12 protein-coding genes are annotated in these 17062 nt (G+C 68.0%); 4 read left to right on the plus strand and 8 right to left on the minus strand.

Features of this window, described 5'->3' with window-relative positions:
• Positions 1-3: 3 nt before the first annotated feature.
• Together NEF64_RS00205 and NEF64_RS00210 are read right to left on the minus strand one after the other, a co-directional pair.
• A complete protein-coding gene (locus NEF64_RS00205; protein WP_252574416.1) occupies positions 4-1143 on the minus strand; it encodes a cysteine desulfurase family protein in 1140 nt (379 codons plus the stop codon).
• The gene (locus NEF64_RS00210) at positions 1140-1883 is read right to left on the minus strand and encodes a DNA adenine methylase (protein WP_252574419.1); all 744 of its coding nucleotides are present in this window, start codon (positions 1881-1883) and stop codon (positions 1140-1142) included. Before NEF64_RS00210 ends, NEF64_RS00205 begins: the two co-directional genes overlap by 4 nt.
• 74 nt (positions 1884-1957) lie before the next feature.
• Between NEF64_RS00210 and NEF64_RS00215 the strand changes: the two genes are divergently transcribed.
• The 4 genes from NEF64_RS00215 (at position 1958) to NEF64_RS00230 (ending at position 7617) form a co-directional block, all read left to right on the plus strand.
• On the plus strand, positions 1958-2479 hold the full coding sequence (locus tag NEF64_RS00215; RefSeq protein ID WP_252574422.1) for a hypothetical protein: 522 nt from the start codon (positions 1958-1960) through the stop codon (positions 2477-2479).
• A gap of 39 nt (positions 2480-2518) precedes the next feature.
• On the plus strand, positions 2519-5386 hold the full coding sequence (locus NEF64_RS00220) for an HNH endonuclease (RefSeq protein ID WP_252574425.1): 2868 nt from the start codon (positions 2519-2521) through the stop codon (positions 5384-5386).
• 142 nt (positions 5387-5528) lie between these two features.
• Positions 5529-5930 (plus strand): helix-turn-helix domain-containing protein, encoded by a 402-nt coding sequence (locus NEF64_RS00225; protein ID WP_252574427.1) that lies wholly within the window; start codon positions 5529-5531, stop codon positions 5928-5930.
• A 556-nt stretch (positions 5931-6486) separates the two neighbouring features.
• Positions 6487-7617 (plus strand): hypothetical protein, encoded by a 1131-nt coding sequence (locus NEF64_RS00230; RefSeq protein WP_252574429.1) that lies wholly within the window; start codon positions 6487-6489, stop codon positions 7615-7617.
• Between the two features lie 499 nt (positions 7618-8116).
• On the opposite strand, the gene NEF64_RS00235 is transcribed toward NEF64_RS00230, so the two are convergent.
• The 6 genes from NEF64_RS00235 to NEF64_RS00260 all read right to left on the minus strand — a co-directional run bounded on the left by NEF64_RS00235 (position 8117) and on the right by NEF64_RS00260 (position 16990).
• Positions 8117-9340, minus strand: coding sequence for a ThiF family adenylyltransferase (locus NEF64_RS00235; RefSeq protein WP_252574431.1), 1224 nt, complete (start codon positions 9338-9340; stop codon positions 8117-8119).
• Positions 9315-9623 carry a hypothetical protein gene (locus tag NEF64_RS00240; RefSeq protein ID WP_252574433.1) on the minus strand — a complete coding sequence of 103 codons (309 nt, stop codon included), beginning with the start codon at positions 9621-9623 and terminating at the stop codon, positions 9315-9317. The genes NEF64_RS00235 and NEF64_RS00240 overlap by 26 nt, the downstream gene beginning before the upstream one ends.
• A 79-nt stretch (positions 9624-9702) precedes the next feature.
• On the minus strand, positions 9703-10584 hold the full coding sequence (locus NEF64_RS00245) for a P-loop NTPase family protein (protein WP_252574435.1): 882 nt from the start codon (positions 10582-10584) through the stop codon (positions 9703-9705).
• The gene (locus NEF64_RS00250) at positions 10581-11300 is read right to left on the minus strand and encodes a hypothetical protein (RefSeq protein ID WP_252574437.1); all 720 of its coding nucleotides are present in this window, start codon (positions 11298-11300) and stop codon (positions 10581-10583) included. The genes NEF64_RS00245 and NEF64_RS00250 overlap by 4 nt, the downstream gene beginning before the upstream one ends.
• Before the next feature lie 246 nt (positions 11301-11546).
• Complete coding sequence (locus NEF64_RS00255; RefSeq protein ID WP_252574439.1) at positions 11547-12845, minus strand: hypothetical protein; 1299 nt, start codon at positions 12843-12845, stop codon at positions 11547-11549.
• Between the two features lie 377 nt (positions 12846-13222).
• Positions 13223-16990 (minus strand): SIR2 family protein, encoded by a 3768-nt coding sequence (locus NEF64_RS00260; protein ID WP_252574441.1) that lies wholly within the window; start codon positions 16988-16990, stop codon positions 13223-13225.
• Positions 16991-17062: the final 72 nt, after the last annotated feature.

A 17062-nucleotide genomic window follows, 5' to 3' on the forward strand; every position in this document is an offset into this window, starting at 1 on the left:
CCCTCATGGCGTAATTTCCGTCCTTAGCGCCTTTACGGCGGCGATAACCAGCGCTGCGGCGCGATCTATTTCGTCGTCCGTCGTCTGCCGACCCAGCCCGAAGCGCACGGCACCTGCGATCCGCGCTTCCGGCAGGCCCATCGCCATGAGCACGGGCGAGGGCGCGATCGCGCCGGAGCTGCACGCGGACCCGGTGGACGCGACCACGTCCGGCACGAGCGCCAGTAGGGCATCGGCATCGACTCCCGGGAAGGACACGTTCAGGTTGCCCGCCACGCGATGCGTCATGGAGCCGTTCACCACCGTGTCGGGGGCGCCTGCCTTCAGGATGCCGAGGAGCCTGTCGCGAAGGCCGGTCAAGCGCATCGTCTCGGCGTCCAGGCGGGCGAGCGCTACGGTGCAAGCCTCGCCGAAGCCGACGCACAGCGCAGTGGGCAGCGTGCCTGGGCTGAGGCCTCTTTCCTGGCCACCCCCGCTCGTCACCGGACGCATGGTCGGCATCAGGCCGCGCTCGCAGAACAGTGCGCCGATGCCCTGCGGGCCGTACACCTTGTGCGACGACAGGGCGCCTGCCGAGATCCGGTCGCGGGTCACATCCAGGGGTATACGGCCAACAGCCTGCGCCAGATCCGCGAAGAAGGGGATGGACAGGTACCTGCACAGCGTGCCGATCTCCCGGATGGGCTGGACGGTGCCGACCTCGTTGTTGACGGCCATAACGGCAATGACGCTCGCCCCATGCTCCGCCGCCTCGGCGATGGCGTCCGCGTCGACCAGTCCGTCGTCGTCCACCGGTATCTCCGCGACCGCGACGGTCGGCTCCAGGTCGGCCAGCGTCTCGACCACGCACGGATGCTCGATGGCGGAGCGGAGCGCGGTCGTGCCTGGCCGCGCAAGGCTGCGCAGCGCGATGTTCGCGGCCACGGTGGCGCTGGGAACGAAGACGATCTCGTCCGACTGCGCGCCGATCAGTGCCGCGACCTGTGCCCGAGCACGCTCAACGGCGGCGGCGGCGTCCCTGCCCAGCGCGTTGCCGGCATGGCTGTTCGCCGGCTGCCGTAGCCATGGCAGCATGGCATCGAGCACAACCGGATCGACCGCGGTCGTCGCGTGTGCGTCAAGGAAAATGCGTTCGTCGCTCACCGGATGCGGTCCACGAGAGCCCTCAGGTCGTCCCCGAACGTGTCGACGATGTCGCTCAGCATCGCGGCACGCTCGAGCGGCGGAGCCCGGTGCAGACGCCGGACCTGCGTCTGACGGCCCCGCCGTATGCGTTCGCGCTCGCGGAAGTCCTCTCCGACGTAGCTGTAGTCGTGGAGCCGGTGGTCCGGCGTGTAGTTCGTCCACACCCACTCCTCCACGGGTCCTGCATGCGTCTGGTTGAGCACCGCATGCCGTGGCCAGCCGGCCAGCGCCTCGTTGTACACCGGGTTGGCGTAGCCGCTGAGCATGACGCGGCACGGAAGCACCCTGAGGGTGTCGAGCAGCTCGTGATGGTCCTCGCGGGTATAGTCGTGCCGATAGCAGCGTGTCCGGCGTCTCGCATCGGGCCAGTAGGGCGGATCGGAATAGACAAGCTCGTCGCCGGTGAACTCGTATCCGCGCAGGAACGCGACGGCGCAGCCATGGACGAAGTCTACGCCCTCCATGCCGCTCCCCCTCCAGCGGGCGACCACCCGCTCGTCCATGTCGATCGCGATGCTGCGGCGCGCCGCCCGCTTGCGGCGAAGGATCGAACCTCCGCCCAGGTGGGTCTCGATGTACGTGGCATGGGGCGGCATCAGGCCGATGATGCGCTGGTAGGCCCTGCCTTTTCCCCCGGGGTACGTCATCGGCCGCTCATCGCAGAAAAAGGCGATGAACGCAAATTTTTCAAGGTGCACGCATCGCTCCCGTCCAGGTCGCGCGATCGCGGGTTGCAGGAAGGGCCGCCGCGTCGGAGGATGGACCAGGAAGGATGACGAATGCCGCGCAAGCATCTGCCTCGATGAACGGCTGGGTCTGGGCCCAGGGAGCCGGTACCGCATTCGCCGGGGCGCTGGCCTATCTTGGCGCCCGCTTCGGCGCACAGGCGGGGAAGGCGAACGCGGACAAGGCGATCTTCGTCCAGCACGTGACCGCCGAGCGGGCGGTCTGGCGCGAGGCGATGCGCGATCTCGTCGTCGATCTCACGGCCGAGCTCAGGCGCGGAGCGGTGAGCCCCGCTAGGCCGGTGAACTGGCGCAAGGTGTACGTCGCCAGAGCCGGAATCGTCCTGCGTCTGAACCCGGCCTGCCGCGAGGTCTGTGTTCGGGACGACAGGCACGAACTGGACCGGAGGCTGTTCATGGCCCTTCAGGATCTCGTCTCCGCCAGACATAGTCCTCGCCCGGAGTGGCTGCTCAAGACCGATGCAGTCGAAGAGGCGGCGCAGCGCCTGATCAAGAAGGAGTGGGACAGATCGAAGGACGAGGCGAGGACGGGAAGGCTCGATGGCTGACGGATTAGCACGCCGTCGATCCCCCGGCGTAGATCGGCAATGACGTTGCAGGCGGGCGGCGAACAGCTGCTGGGTCCCGTCCAGGCGGCGATCAGGCTCGGCGTGACGTCCGAGCTGCTGTTCCACTATGCGATCCGGGGAGCGAGAACCGTAAATGGTGCCTTTCGACTGCCATCGCGCACGGTGGACGGCGGGACCGTGTTTGCTGCGGCCGACGTGGACGCGTTCGATGTCAGGCTGTCGGAGCCGCGATCGGCCATCGGAGAGCGCCGCGTGGACTGCGACGCCGCCGTCACCGCCCATCTGCGGGTGGAAGCCGGCGGCGGCTGCGCCCGCTGCCATGCTGGCGTCAAGATCGAGAACGCCCATATCGAGCCCTACAGCGCGACGCGATCCAACCACCACCGCAACGTCATACGGCTGTGCTCGTCCTGTCACGATGAATACGATCGGGGGCTGCTTGGACGCGAGCAGATCGAGGACCTCAAGCGTGGTCTCGTGCAACGGGTACGCGACCGGCTGGCCGCAGGGGATACAGCGAGGATCGCAGGGCTGCCGCCCCGGGCGAAGCTGCTTGGTCGCGACCGGGACCTGACGGCGCTCGTCGCTGCGCTTCGTTCCGTCAGAGCGATCGTGGTCCGCGGGGTCGGCGGGATCGGCAAGACGCAGCTCGTCCTGCATGCGGCCGCGGCAGCCGGAACGGGGCGCCCGCTCGTCTGGATCCCGCTGGAGGAGTGCGGCACCGAGGCGCTGCTACACGCCTACGTCGCCGCCGCCGCCGGCCGGATCGGCGAGGGCGACCCCTTCAGCGTGCTGGCCTCCGTTCGGGCCTGCGTGGTGCTGGACGGCGTGGAGCGCGGAGGTTGCGGCCTTCCGGCAGTCTCACGGATGGTCGAGCGGCTCGCAGCCGACGGCGAGGACATCCAGGTGGTGCTGACGACGCAGGCCCGCCTGCCGGAGATAGCGTTCGATGCGGACCTGCCGCTCGATCGCCTCGATCGGCATTCGTCCGCCCATCTTCTGCCGGCGGACGTCCGGAAGGACGACTTGGCTGGACTGCTCGAGATCGGCGACGGCCATCCGCTCACCCTCAGGATTCTCGCCGCGCTCGTGCGCCATCTCGGTGGCGCGCAGGTCGTGGTCGACCGGGTGAGACGGCGTCCCGAGCTGCCGGTGGAGCTGCCCGGGCGGGCGGCCCACGACCCCGGCTCATCCCTGGACCGGTGTCTGGGCGTCGCGTACGACGGGCTGGACGACCGCGAGCGGCTCGCGCTCTGGGTCTTGGCGCAGCTACCCGCCGGCCTGGCTACCGGCATTGTCGATCCGGCGCGGTTCGGCATCCACGAGCCGGTCATAACGCTCGCGACGCTCCGGCGCTGGCATCTTGTCGACGATCAGCCACTGTGGGAGGACCGCCTGATCACGATGCTGTCGCCCGTACGCGACTTCGTAGGACGCGCCGTTGCCCGGTCGCAGCCGCCCGGGCTGGACGAAACGCGGGAAGGCGTTGCGCTGTGCATGTCCGGGATGATCGCGCATCTCAACAATGACCTCGTGCATGGCGGGCACGTCAGGCTGGGAATGCGGCTGCTCGATCGCGAGCTTCCGAACGCAATGTCGATCTTCGAGCTCGCATGCACGCGCGCCATGTCCGAACCGCACTTCCGGTCGTTCGTCACCTGGCTGGCGTTCAACCTCCAGACCTACTTCTTCAGTTCGGGCGCCTTCGCGGCAGGCGCCGAGGTCATGCGCACCGCCGCGGACCTGGCCATGACCGCCGGCCAGCCGTTCGAGGCCTTGGAACTGCTGTCGCAGCTGCAGTCTCTAGCCGGCCGCGCAGGGCGCGACGATCTTGCGGATCTTGCGCTGCAGGATGCGAGGAAGCTCGATATCGAAACCGATGCGCGCTCGCATGCGGTACTTCTGAGCATGGAGGCGCACGTCGGGCCCGCGCCGGAGAACCCGTGGAAGCGGGACATGGACCTGCTAGCCGCGTCCATCGACGACGCCCGGCGCTCGTTCGAGCTCCTGATGCAGGCGAGCGGCGGTGTCATGACCCACCGCGCTACGCTCTCGCTGCTTCAGCAGGCGGCGCTGCTGAGCGACGCGCGTCGACCGGCCGAAGCCCTGCCGCTGCTCGACCAGGGGCTGGTTTATCTTCGAAAGGCAACGGACCCGATCAACGCAGGCGCAGCCTTACAGCGTCGCGGCAACTGCCTTGCGGACCTTCAGCGCCCGGACGAGGCGATGCAGAGCTATGCCGAGGCCGCGATCCTCTTCCACGAGCTGGAGACAAGGGAATATCGGTCCAACACCCTGTGCGAGGCGGGGCTGGTCCTCGCTGAGAATCCGGCCGTCGCGTGCCCGGCCGGAATCCGGCCCGACATTCTGGCAGACGGAATCGGCGACGCGGTCGACTGCGTCGTGGCGGCTCTGCCCGGGATCGGCGTGCCCGGGAACGACTGGCCGTACAACCTGACCCGCAAGGTCTGTGGCGTGATCGTCCTGGGATCGCTCGTCGGCAATGCCGGCTGCATTGCGCGCATGGGCCACCGCCTGCGGACCGAGGTGGCGGAGCCGCTCATGGCGAGAGAGACCGACGTATACCGCGAGGCGGGAGGCAGTCTGGTGACGCGGCACTTCGGAATGCTTGCCTGGCTCTGCGACCATCTTGGCGATCTGCCGGACGAGCGCCGCCACATCACGCTCGAGGAGGTGGAGTCGCTCGCGGTGCTGATCGAGGTCGTCTTCTTCGGAGACCTGCGGGACCAGATGTTCGGATGGCTGGCGCGGTTCCTGTCCGAACGGCACGGGCTGACGGGTCTGGAGACGGGCGATCTCAGGGGAGCCGTCGACGACATCTCCCGTGGAAGACCATTCGAGCTGATAGGATTCGACCTGCCGTAGTTCGAGGCACCCCGCGATCGAAGCTGCAGTCGAGGAAGGTTCGAAGCGACGATCTGCGCTTCGGCGGGACCGCCAAGTCACTTATTGCAATTTATGCTAAAATTGGTAGTCTGAATACCAGCTCTAAGAGGTGGTTCATTACATGGCAAAAGTTCTTCGACCAGCAAAGGCGCCGAAGGCCGGCAAGGCTCTCGCCCCGATCGCCAGCAGCGCGGGTCTGGCATCGGAGCTGAAGGCGCTTACGAATCGCCTCTCAGAGGATCCCGGCGTCAAGAAGTTCACCGTGACGGTCAACAAGGATACCGGCATTGCGAAGGCCACTGCGGTCGGGCGTCGCGGCCAGACCTTCACGCAGGAGGTGGTCGGCCCGGGACTGACGGCGACGATGACCTATGATCCAAGAAGCAAGGGCGGGAAGGCCTCGCGCGACGAGAACATCGTCGCTCTGTATCGGCGGGATCTGACCCAGACGGAGATCGCCGGCCGGCTGGACATATCCCAGTCTACGGTATCCAACGTACTGCGACGCGAGGGCATGCGCTGAACTTGTTGCTCAATCCTAGCAAATGATCGCTCGCTCGATCCGACGGACAAGCATCAGGGCTCAAGGGCTAGAGGTACGGCCCGGTCGGGTCGCACACGATGGGCGACACACCTCGGGTCGGTGCGTTTCCGATGACGCTTACTGCGGCTGAACGCCGGCTGCCCGCAGTGGAGCGACGACCGCCAATGCATTCCCTGAACCACCTGGCGACCTCCGCCTCCGCTTGCTCGTCCATCGGCACGGATATCAGGTAGGCGTTCGCCAGCACCCGCAGCCAGTCACCCGGCTCGAACGCGAACCTTTCCGCCGCCTCCCTGTCGAGATCCCACAGCGTGCCGAAGATGTTGTCGAAGTCGATGGGGATAACTGATCGTGCTCGATGCTCGAAGGAAGGCCGGGTTGATCGCGGCCCCCGCCGCGGTGTCGCGGCATCGGGCCGATCGCAAGGCTGCCGCGCGAAGGGCCGGGATGCAATGGCCTCCGGGAAAGCGGTCCGCGGAGGCCCGTCCTGCCGGACGCGTTGCGGTAATGGCCGGGAGTGAAGTAGTCCGCGCCGATGCAGTGGAACCCCAATCGCAAGATCGTCTCGATACCCTACCAGCAGATAGTCGCATGGCCGGATCGTGGGGCGGGGATCCATCCATCGCCGTTTCCCGGATCGCGGTCCTTCGAGCGTCACCAGATCGCGTTCAGCATGGCGCGAAACATAGCGAAGTCGACGGTTCGACCGGCGATCACGCGGACGCTGACCCGGAACGCCTCCAACATGATGAAGGCGCTGGTCGACCGGACGGCCGCCGATCTGGTCACGCTTCCCGACGTCGACCAGCTCGGGGATCAGGCACTCAACGCCTTCGCCCACGACGTCGCCGTCGGGATCGCGGGGCTCTGCATGGAGGATTTGGGATACGTCTGGCGGGCTCACGCCAAGGAGGTCCTGCCCAAGGCACGGCGACCGGACTACCTCTGGTTCCACCCCCTGGGCGCTACCGGCATCGTCGTCTCCGAGGTCAAGGGCATGGCCGGCTCTACCCAGTCGTTCTCCACGCTCAAGGCCAGGGTGCACGAGGCCTTCGACGAGCAGGTCGATCACTGGAAGCTGGCATACACGCCGTCGGGCACCCCGATCGTCGGCGGCTATGCCATCGGCGTTCGCGTCAGCCACTCGCAGCCGGCGCAGGTGGCTGCTGTCCGCTCGCATCCGTCACCGCTGCTGCCTGGGGCAGCGACGGGCCGGCCGCCGACCGTACCGGATCCAGGCGTGGTGAGGAACCACTTCGCATCGGCGCTCGCGCTCATGGGGTTGGGCGGAATGTCGCGGCAGGTCGCCGGGCTTGTCCCTCTTCCCTCGCCGGGTATGTTTCTGGAGCTGCTGCAAGTCGACGACATGCGCTTCGTCGTGCGGCGCGATGGCAGCGGGGGCATGGCGATCGGAATGGCGGAAGAGGCGTTCGAATACGCCATGGGACTGTCCGACAGGCGTCAAGCCGAAGGATTCGCACGTGACGAAGTGGGCATGCCGCCGACGTACCGGCCACGGGTCGGCGAAGGCGGCGAACGCATCGGCTTCGGGGCCCGCCTCCTGGTCCTCGCTCCGGACGGACTCGGCCTGATCGAGGGCGGGAGGCGCGCCGAGCGCAGTCCGTACGGCTTCTGGACGCCCCGGGGTGTCGATCCTTTGGGCTAAAGCGGACTGTCCCGATCCTCCGAGGCCTCGGATCGAGGAGCGCACCCCTGTCCATCCCATATAGCTGCGCCACCTGGCGCAGCAGATCGAAGTCGGGCCTGCCGCCGGGACCCGTCGCATGGCGGCGCAGCCGGCACGCTGACGGGCGGTTCCGCATCTTCGCCAAGCAGGCGTCGTCCTGCTCCTTGAAGAATTGCATCCGTTCTCCCGATGCGGCCGTTGCCACTACATGCCCCGGGATCGCACGGGTGGCTATCGGCCAGGAGGGCTGGGGTGCACGCCATCCATACTCGAAAGCACGAACTTTCGCCGCCGGCGCTGCGATGCCACCTGAAGAGGGGCTTGCGGTCTCCGGGATGGACGGCGCCATGTGGAAGGCCAGACGTTCCCGATGCATGCAGTCAGCCCGTCGTGGACGCGGCGCTCGTGCTTCCTGCTGACCCCCGGCGATTGCGTCCGTCGGCAGACTGCGCCACGAACGTCCGGTGAGCCTGCTCGACTATCTCGAGGCCTTCGATGCGGACGAGCTGGCGATGCCGCTGATGCATTCCACCGCGACCGCGATCGGCGCCAGGATCATCGTCCAGGGCGAACTCCGCACGCGGAGCTGCAGGGTAGCATAGAAGCCGAACATGCGTTTCCACGCCAGGACGGCTAGAGCGGCATTCAGCGCGTTGAGTTCGGCAATCTGGACATTGGAGGCGTACAGGCCGGCGGGATCGCCGGTCGACGGGATCCGCGATGATAGCGCATCGTGCGTCGCGGGCGTGCCAAGCGTCGTACGGACCGCGCCGACGACACCATCGTCGCTCATGGACAGCCCCATTCCGACATCGACATAGGGAATGCCCCGCGAAGCGAGGTGCTCGAGGATCGGCGGTCGGGCGGCACCGTCGTCGACGCAGACGAACACGAAGTCGAGCAGATCGAGCATGGGGACGGTAGTTGCGTCGATGCGCATCGAGTGGGGGACAACGCGACGATGCAGGCGCGAGTATACTTGGGTCAGCAGCTCGACCTTCGCGATCGGGGCGCGGAGATTTTCGATCGCGAAAGCGCCGGGACAACGGAAGGCGTTGTGCTGCTCGAACCGGTCGGCGTCGAAGAGGTGGATGGCGTAGACCGGGCACTTGGCGACGAGGTCGAGGACATAGGAGCCGGTCCCGCCCAGCCCGACGATCCCGACCGTCTGACCTGCAATTCGCTCCGCTGCCGCGCCGGTGCCGGCGCGGGCAGTCGCGGTGTCGGCGTAGCGGAAGGGACTGCTTGTGCAGACCTGGGACGCAGGCGCCCCGACCCGGGCTGTCGCGAGTGGATCGAGGCGCTGGGCGTGTGCGGAAATGATCGCGACGTAAGTGGTCACGTATTCGTGGTGATCATGGAATTCGCGCCCCTTCGGCTTGTTGCAAAGCTGCAGATCGGCTTGGACACCAGGCATGATCTGCCGCGATTCCGCGCCCGCGATCAGATGCTTGAGCGGATGGCCGTCCGCATCGCAGGGGGGCTGACCGACCCACCACGCCATGTGACCGTGCGGGCGCACGAGGACATTGCCGGAGATGTAGGCGATGACGGCGAGCGTGCCGAGCCTCACGTCGCCCCCGCCGGGGGCGACGTACGGAACATGGCGCACGACCAGCATGCCGCCGACGAGGGTCGCGTCGTAACCCTCGTCGAGCAGGCGCCTCAGCTGCGGGTCAGGACTTGTCGGTGAGCGAGACACTGAAGCTCTGCCCTTCGGTCACCGGTGTCTTGACGCTGCCTGTCATCAGCCCGGAAGCGGCGCCGAGCGGTCCGCCTTCGTAGGCGACCGTCAGCGCAGCGTAGCTGCGCCCCTCCTGCTCGGGAAAGGCCAGCCGGGCGAGATCCCTCGGCCCGATGTCCTCGCCGGCGAAGAGGTGGCTGCGGCCGTTCACCACGATGGTGCGAACGGTCGAGGTCCGCATGAGCGCGCCGGAGGGGGGCGGCGTGCCCAAGGCAGGGTCTCTGGTATCGATGTCGTTCATGGTCGTCGTTCCTTGCTGATCGCTTCATGGGAGTTCGGGCGCACAACGATCGGCGGCGCGCGCTGCGTCGGCCGGCGCCTCACTCGCCGGATCCAGCCCGATCGCGCAGGGCGACTGCGTGATCGAAGAGCGCCCTGCCGGTGGGGACGTCATCCATGAAGTGGCGCCGAAGCCTGGACACGATGTTGCCGACCATATGAGGATCGGAGGCGCCGCCCTCTCCGTCGCATACGACCTGCTGCGCGATGGAGAGGCGCCGAAGCTCCTCGCGCGTATCGGCGCATCTGACGGTGGCGATCGCCCTGCCGCCGTGCGCCTCGATGGCTGCGATGGAATGGGACGTCTCGGACGCCTGCACGATCCACGAGACGTTGGAGAGGTCGAAGACGCATCCCAGCCCCTCGTCGAGCCAGCGTCCCGTGCGGACCGGATCCAGCATCTCGACGAGCCGTCGGGACGCGAGCGGGTCCAGTGGCTTCTCTCCCAGATCCAGGAGGACGATCGGGTTGGCGCAGCGTGTCAGCGCCATGGCGAGGACCGGAATGGGGATGCCGCGCGTGGACCGGCCTTCTCGTTCGCCGGCGTCGTTCAGTTCCGAGCCGCAGGCTTCCACCAGCGGCACGCCGGTGAGATGGGCGATGCGGCGGGCGACATGCCCGCGGCCGAATCCGGCGGCGCCGACGAGGACGAGTGGCGGGTGCCGGAACCAGCTACGCCCGGCCGCGGCCTGGCTCCGGCACGCCTCCGCGAGGAAGGAGCGCAGGCCCAGGACGTGATCGAGTCCCGTCGCCGACGACAGCGCGTCCGGCGTCAGCGCCGCGCCGCCGGACAGCCGGGTCGGCTGATCCAGGCCTAGCGTCGGGGCGTCCGCCGTCGTCGGAAAGGCAATGCGGATCGATGGTTCGACGTCGCCGATCACGAAGGTCTCGGTGGCGACGGCGCCCGAGCGGGGGGTGATCACAGGTCGCCCCTCCAGAAAAGCAGCGGGCGCCGGCCGCCTGCACCCAGGCCGCGCTTCTTCACCGCCTGCTCAGTCGTCAGCATCTCGTACAGAAGCTCGCGGCCCACCTCGTCCGCGCCCGCTTCCTCCACCTTGATGGCCATCTCCTCGTGGCGGTGCTCCTGCCACTTGAGCCAGTCCCAGAAGCGCTCCCGCTCCCATTCCGCCCCGAAGGTCAGCTTGAGGAACGGCGGAGCGTGGGGCCCCCGTCTCAGCTCCACCCCCAGCTTCTTCTTGTCCGATCCGGTGAAGTAGACGGCGATGGTGCGGTCGCGGAGCGCCTTCGCCTCGGACTTGGCCGCCTTCTCGGCGGCCTTCGCACTTTCCTTCTCCCGCTCCGCGGCAACGTTCCTCAGGTGCTCGTCGACGACGTCGTCCACGCTGGACGTCGCAAGGACGAGAGCGGTCTCCGCGAGATAGACGAGATGGTCGCCGACGAGCCCCAGGCCCTCGAACACGTCCGCTGCCTCGATCTCGTCTTCGATCGACCTCGACCACACCGGGCCGCCGGCCAGGACCACGTCGCCGCAGCGAAGCTCGCGCAGGATCGCGACATGATGCGTCCCGCCGATCATGACCAGACTGGCGCGCACGACGGTGATCGGGGCGGCGTCGGACGGACAGCCCAGCCAGGCGTCGGTCGGGGAGGGGCCGGTCTGTGGATCGTTACGGGCCATGACGATGCTCCTTTGTGCGGGAGCGGTGACATGGTGCCGAACAGGGAGAAGATACTAATGGTTCAGGGGGGCAGCGAGCACTGATCGAGGAGCAGTGGTTAAGTGGTAAAGGGGGGCACTCCTCGGGATCGGTCGATCGACGCGTGTCGCCCAGCCCTGCGGTATCTTTCGAGGCGTGTCCAAATGGCCTGCGCGCGCTTAACGATGGTGCTTTCCGCCGGGTACCATTCGACCTTCCGTTCTGGATCAGTAGACGTAGTCGGTGAACCCAAAATCCAGACCACGAGCCGCTCGAAGCGCCGTCTTCAGAACGGCTTCGTACCGGTTCTGGCAGTCGAACAGAAACTCGCTCTCGGCGAGATCGAGCGGCGCTTGGCCCAGACTGAAGGTGCTGCAGCCCTCGTCGCAGATCAGTGGCGCCGGCGCGTCCCCGTCCGGGCACAGCGTCGCCACCGACGCGTCGAAGTCGGGTCGCACAGCAAGCTCCCGACCGGCTGCGAGCAGTTTGAGCCGTATGCCCCCGAGCCTTGGATCGAGGGCAGGACGGCGCGGTCTTCGCCCCATGAGGTCGGCGGCGTCCGCGTAGATCCTGTCCAGCGTCGGCAGTCCCGCCGTCTTCAGCGCTGCCGCGATCGCCGCCTGACCGGTTCCGAGCCGATCGACGTGCTCCCGCAGGGCGAATGCAAGGCAGCAGAAGGCGTAGCCCCGGCTCTGACTGCGACGAAATCCTCGTAGTCGGGCGAAGCCGGGATCACCCAGATCGGCCGTCGGCCGCAGCGTGGCGAACCCGGGTGCCGTCAGGGTCAGCGATATGTCCGCCAGCTTGTCGGCGAGTGCCAGCGCCCCCCGGACGTCGGTCATGCCCGTGGCAAAGGCGGTCACGTGAGCAGCTACGGAATAGGTGGTGAGCTGAGGATCGTAGAACATGGCTGCCAGCTGCGGCTCCTTGAGCCGCCACGTGACGACCTCCTCGCCGGCAGGTCGCCCGGCGAGCCAGGCGGTCGTCGCTGCGACCTCTGCCGCTACCGCACGCACTTCCATGAGCGTCCCGATGGACATGGGCTGACGCGCGATGTGGATCGGCCCGTTGTCGAAGCGCACGAAGATGAATGGCCTGCTTGGGTCGAGCTCGCCGTCGCTGCCGACCGTGACGCCCGTGCTGAAACCCATCGACCACCGCTCGTCCTGTCCGCGGGGCTTCGCGTGGGGGAGCACGTACTTGTAGTAGGCCGGGAACAGGATCGCACGATCCGCGTCGAAGAGCCGGAGCACCGTGGCGTACGCCGTGTCCATCCGGTTCGGCGGGGTCGTGAGGACTGCATCGTACGTGGCGAAGAGCAGGTCGAGGTAGCCCCTGCCCCAGACCGTCCCGACCAGATCGCGCCAATGTCTGGCCTCGTGTTCGTACAGTTCCCATCCTGCCGGTGATCCGCCGCCAGACCTGGCGGCGGTGATCTCCGCTTCGCTGGCTCGATTAACATCGACGAAGAGAGTGTGGGGATTGATGCTGCCAAGCGTGTGCATCTCAGGGATAATGCGTGCCATGCGACGACGATAGACCGGATGGTGAAGCGGACGCCATATCCCGATGCGCCGCCGCCCCTCCTACGCGGCTGCATGTTCGCCCTTGTCAAAACCTCCCCAACGACGGTCGGCGTGAGCGATGAGGGGTCGATCAGGCGCCGGTCCAGCGCTTGCTCAAGGAGGATCGCGCCGTCGCGCCGTAGCGGGAAGAGGCTGCGCAGGTTGATCAGGGCACCGGGATCGAGCCTGCGCGAGTAGGCGCGGAGCGCTTGCTTGAACACCGCTGGCCGATAGCCGGCGATCCACGACCCGGCATCCACTGACCCCCATCGCTCAGGTCCTCCCACTGGCGCAGCCCGGCCCGCCGGGCCGTTGCGGGAACGAGGTTCTACCGCTTCTCATGCCTGCGCCATGCGCCTCCTGAGCTCCGCTACACGAGGATCGCCGGCGAGCGCCCCTATGCCCGCAAGCTGGCCTATCACGGGCGGCACCCCCCAGGGCCATAGACCTGCATCCTCGGGGAGGATTGCATGAAGGATCGCGATATACTCCTGGGGATAGCGCTTGACCTCCTCGTCGTCGCCCTCGCCGCTGCGGGGGAAGACGTCGACCTGGTCGGCGGTGATGCCGAGGACCGGCAGCACGGCGGCGGTGACCTCCGGCATGCGCTCGCCCGAGCCGAGCGCCAGCGTGGCGAGTGCCGCCGACGCCGCAGGACTACGTGCGACCAGCTGGCGCGGCCAGACGTCGCGGACGAATTGGACGATGCGGGCGGCGCACGCGTCCGAAGCCTCCGCCCAGTTTCCTACCATACGCAGAGCCGCCAGGCGCTGGTGCTCGCCGGTCACGATAAGCGCCTCCCTCAGGTCGGCGGACGCGATCGTCGGATCATCGCCGACTGGGGTGCCGAACCAGGCGGTGAGAAGGTGGCCGATGGCCTGATCCCGCTGGCGGGAGGGCATGGCCCCGTCCTCGACAAGCCCGAGCAGCAGCGGCCGGACAAGCACGAACAGGCCGTCGAGGAGCTGCTGCTCGAGCGCGAGCAGCCCGACCAGCGCGGCGTCGACGGCGGTATCGTCCCGCGCGCCGCCAAGGAGCGGCAGGAGGTTCCGCTCCGTCCACCTGCGATCCTTTGTGAACAGCCAGTTGGCCTGGCCCGCAAGCAGGACGGCGGCATGCGCACGGGGCTCCTGCGTCAGAGACAGCAGCGCGGTCGCGCGTTCCTGGAAACTTCCCGGCAGCGCTTGCGGGTCGCCGCTCCAGTCGGCTTCGGCGAACAGCATCCCGGTCAGCCGGCCGGCGGGCGCGTTGATGGCCTCGCCGATCCACTCGTGCTCGCCCTGTACGACGACGCCGGAAGCTCCCGCCTCCGGATGCCGCGCGAGGACCTCCACCAGCCGCTGCCACGTGGCGAGATGCAGATCGCGGTGCTGCCGCCAGACCGGTTCCGAGCGTGTCGCGAACCAGTAGGTCGCCGCGCCGACGTTCTCTGCGAGTACCGCGTCCGGCAGGCGGCAGATCCGCCTCGCGAGCATGCAGCGCAGGCGCCGCGAATCCGCCCGACGTGCTTCCGACCAGAACAAATCGCTCCAGGCCCACGCCCATGGCTCACCGCGAGCGGCGGCACGTCGCAGTGCGGCCAGGGCCCTGACCGGCCTGCTTTCGGCAAGGCCGCGGAACGGGCGGGGCTCGACGAGAAAGTCGCGCCGCCGCCCCGCGCCCTCCTCGGCAGTCGTCAGCACTTGGTCGAGCGGAACCTCAAGGAGCCGGTCGTGGGTTTTGTCGGCCGAGACCTGACCGCCCCGCGACGGGTTGCGGTCGAGCTGCTCGGAAGCGTCGTCCTCGCTCCAGCCGGGAAGCCGTGCAGCCAGTTTCGTCATCAGCGGACCGGGATCGAACGTCGTCTCGAGCCCCTCGCGCCGGAGCCAGTGCAGACGTCGCAGGACCGAGTTGATGCGATAGGGCTCGAACGCATCGGAAGCCGTCCCCTCCCGTGGCTCCGGTCCTGCGAGCATCGCGGCCTCGATGCTGCCGCGGGCGTCCTCAGGCAGTTCCGTCCAGCGCGCCGTCAGCGTGATGAGCAGATCCCGCTCAAGCCGCCCATCCCACAGGTCGGAACCCAGGGAGAGGACGATCGCGGCGGCCTGCGCAGGGTCCGTCAGCTGCCGCTGCCCCGCGGCCCACACCCGCAGGTTGCGGAACGGCGTGCCGTGCGCATTCCGCCAGCTGCCGATTTCGGCCAGCGCCAGATCGGGTGCGGTCTCGTACAGCTGTGCGACGAGCGCCGCGAAGCGTAACATCAGGGCGGAGATGTCCGAGACCCCGATCCTGAACTCGCCTGGCCCCAGCTCGTATCGCGCGAACGGAGCCAGCCCGGTCAGCGCGAAGCCGCCGACGGCCTGTTCGAGCCGGGTGGCGAGCACAAGGTTTCGGCGGACGCCGTCGACATAGTCCGCGAGATGCTCGGGCGGAACCTCGAGGCGATCGGCGTGCCGCGCGTAGGCCACGTCGGCATCCACGAGACGAATGCCGGCGGCAGCGGCGGCGACCGGCGCCGTCATCGGTCGCTGCACGGTCAGACGCGGGCGTTCGATCCGGACGAGGCTGGCTACCGCGAGCGACGACCATCCTTCGGCCTGAACGACGCGCTGCAGGTCGTACACGCTCCGTCCCGCATCCCCCGCCTCCTCGCTCGCTGCGAGCAGCAACCGCCATCCCCTGCGCACGGCGGCCGGCACGTCGTCGCGCAGCAGGGTGTGGCGGACCCTGAAGGTCATGTCCGGGTGAAGCGCATCCTGCCCGGCGGCCCACCATAGCGCGACGGGATCCGCAGCGATCCGCCCGAACCAGCCTGCAAGGCGTGCAAGCCGCTCCGTCAGCTGCGGCGCGTCGATCGAGGAACGCCCCCGCAGCGACACCGGGACGGCGCTTCTGCCGGCCGGCCGCTCGCCCGAGACGGCCTCGAACGCCGACCAGCTGCTCTGCGGAACCGTCGCGGACCGGTGGCGATCCTGATCGCGAGGCGGAGCCGTCTCTCCATCCAGGCTGTAGGCTGCGAACGGATCGAAGTCCTCTCGTGCGGAGCCGTCGAGGCTCGTCATCCGGGGCTTGTCGAAGCGAACCTGCGGATCGAAGACGCAAAGCCACTCGGCCGGCGGCGGCGGCTCGTGTTCGGCGAAGATCCTGGCGCCAAGACGCGAGGATATCAGCTGCGCGACCTGCCCACGCTGGTACGGCAGCAGATTCCTAGGTCCCCGCATGGCCATGGCGGCGACGTCCCGGCGCCAGCCGTCCGGGTCGCGAGCGCGGTCCGCCCAGGCGTCGAGTGTCGTCCACAGGCCGGAGAACGTGTCGAAGGGAATGGCGGTTACCCCCTTGTGACGCCAAAGTGCAGTCGCACGCGACGCCTCGCCGTCCTGCAGCGCGTAGAGCCGGCCCGGCCTGACACCGGTGCTGAGCGCCTCCAGCAGATACTGCATTGGCGGATCGTCTGCGGAATAGCCCACGAAGACGATGCGGTACCGGTCCATCAGCGAACGCATGAAGGCCGTCGCCCACCCGTCCGCCAGGTACGCGCGTCCGAAATCGGCGGAGGAGAGGACGAATTCCGGTCCGTCGGGTCCTCGGTAGTCGAGGGTGACCTTGCCGTGGAGGTGGATCACGCCTGCCAGCGCACCGGCGCGCGCAGGATCCGGCAGCGACGGTGGCGCCACTGCCCGCAGGGACGGATCGGCAAGCTCGAACACGCGATCGAAGTTGGTCGTGACGAGTCTGACGGTGCCGTCGGGTGCGCGCGACAGGTCGATCAGCGCCTGGTGGGCAGCGAGACCGGGCACGCCGGGCGGCTCGAGCGAGCGGGCTACGGCCCGCCGCACGTCCTCGACGGGGAACTCCTGCTCGAGCAGCGCGAATATGCGGTCGGCCGGCGGGATGCCGCCGGCTCCGGGGATGGGATCGATTCGCCCGGCGAGCTCGATCAGGCGACGCGCGGGGCTCGTGCGCGACGATCCGAGCTCGTCGACCACCCTGCCGGCAAGCTCGTTGAAGCTCGGGCCTCCGGCCTGATGGCGGGATACGCCGGCGCCGCAGAAGAAAACGACCTGACCCTCGTCGCGCGCATCGAGAAGATCGCCTGGCAGATCGGGACCGTCGGCGATGAACCTCACGAAGCGGTTCCCTCCAGCCGATGCGATCGCATCGGTCGGGACGGGCGCCTTGAGCGAGGGCGGACGAGACGC

It is taken from the genome of Sphingomonas aerolata (genome assembly GCF_023935825.1).
Classification (GTDB): domain Bacteria; phylum Pseudomonadota; class Alphaproteobacteria; order Sphingomonadales; family Sphingomonadaceae; genus Sphingomonas; species Sphingomonas aerolata.

Excerpts from the sequence above, each read along its gene's own strand:
- NEF64_RS00225 (WP_252574427.1), top strand. The coding sequence starts at position 5,529 with ATGGCAAAAGTTCTTCGACCAGCAAAGGCGCCGAAGGCCGGCAAGGCT.
- NEF64_RS00255 (WP_252574439.1), bottom strand. The coding sequence starts at position 12,845 with ATGGCACGCATTATCCCTGAGATGCACACGCTTGGCAGCATCAATCCC.
- NEF64_RS00240 (WP_252574433.1), bottom strand. The coding sequence starts at position 9,623 with ATGAACGACATCGATACCAGAGACCCTGCCTTGGGCACGCCGCCCCCC.
- NEF64_RS00230 (WP_252574429.1), top strand. The coding sequence starts at position 6,487 with ATGCAGTGGAACCCCAATCGCAAGATCGTCTCGATACCCTACCAGCAG.
- NEF64_RS00220 (WP_252574425.1), top strand. The coding sequence starts at position 2,519 with ATGACGTTGCAGGCGGGCGGCGAACAGCTGCTGGGTCCCGTCCAGGCG.
- NEF64_RS00215 (WP_252574422.1), top strand. The coding sequence starts at position 1,958 with ATGACGAATGCCGCGCAAGCATCTGCCTCGATGAACGGCTGGGTCTGG.
- NEF64_RS00250 (WP_252574437.1), bottom strand. The coding sequence starts at position 11,300 with ATGGCCCGTAACGATCCACAGACCGGCCCCTCCCCGACCGACGCCTGG.